The sequence below is a fragment of the Aerococcus sp. L_32 genome (genome assembly GCF_050689315.1).
Map to the genome: position 1 here is coordinate 1 of NZ_JBOEQF010000769.1, position 858 is coordinate 858.

Consider the following 858-nt stretch of genomic DNA (forward strand, 5'->3'; position numbering starts at 1 on the left):
AGCTAAACGGTCTCTCTCGCACCCTTAAATATTTTTAATAAAAATTGCCTTGACTGTTGATATATGCTAATGTACTCTTACACATACTTTGTTATTATGCAAAAGTAAAAGGAGGGCAAAGATGTTAGTGCCTTATATAGGAAGATACGAGAAAATCGTAATGGGCCTATTATCCTACATCCCTGAGTTTAAAGAATTTTCTGAACTTAAAGAAGAAATGGATAAAATTAATCAGCAAGAACGTAAAATTTATTTATGGAAAGAAGCTGATTCTGATAATATCATCGGTTTAGTAGGCTTTGACCAACATGATGATACAGATACTTTAGTCGTGCGTTATTTATCGATCAATCCTTCTTTTAGAGAAGAAGGACTTACTTATGATTTATTAACGGCATTAAAGAAAGAATTTCCCGTTTATTCCCTTACTGGTGTAATTTCCCTATCTACAATTTTGTCAAAATGGACAAAACGTCGCCAAGAAGAGTTGGACAAGGAATTGGATAATAAACAAGAAAACACACCCCAAGTCTAGGAGAAAATTGTCAGGATGAACGATCAAACAAGTGAATTAACATTAGATCTAGCGGCCTTTGAGGGGCCGCTTGATTTACTATTACACTTAATTAAAGATTTAAAGGTAGATATTTTTGATATTCCCATCAATCTGGTTACCGACCAATATTTAGCTTATATTCATACCTATGAAGCCTTATCGCTAGATGTTGCTTCAGAATATTTGGTGATGGCGGCTACTTTATTGGAAATCAAAACACAAATGATGCTACCAAAAACGCCCAAAGAAGCAGTTGAGGAAGAAGATGATCCACGTGACTCATTAGTGGAACAATTACTCGC

2 protein-coding genes are annotated in these 858 nt (G+C 34.8%); both read left to right on the plus strand.

The window, feature by feature from the left end; genetic code table 11:
- Window positions 1–121 precede the first annotated feature (121 nt).
- On the plus strand, window positions 122–535 hold the full coding sequence (locus tag ACRCJ0_RS16320; protein WP_016897602.1) for a GNAT family N-acetyltransferase: 414 nt from the start codon (window positions 122–124) through the stop codon (window positions 533–535).
- 15 nt (window positions 536–550) lie between these two features.
- Window positions 551–858, plus strand: a 308-nt coding sequence (locus ACRCJ0_RS16325) for a segregation and condensation protein A (RefSeq protein WP_431391212.1), incomplete at its 3' end; no start/stop codon positions are given.

Coding starts and splice junctions, on each gene's coding strand:
- ACRCJ0_RS16320 (WP_016897602.1), top strand. CDS start 122: ATGTTAGTGCCTTATATAGGAAGATACGAGAAAATCGTAATGGGCCTA.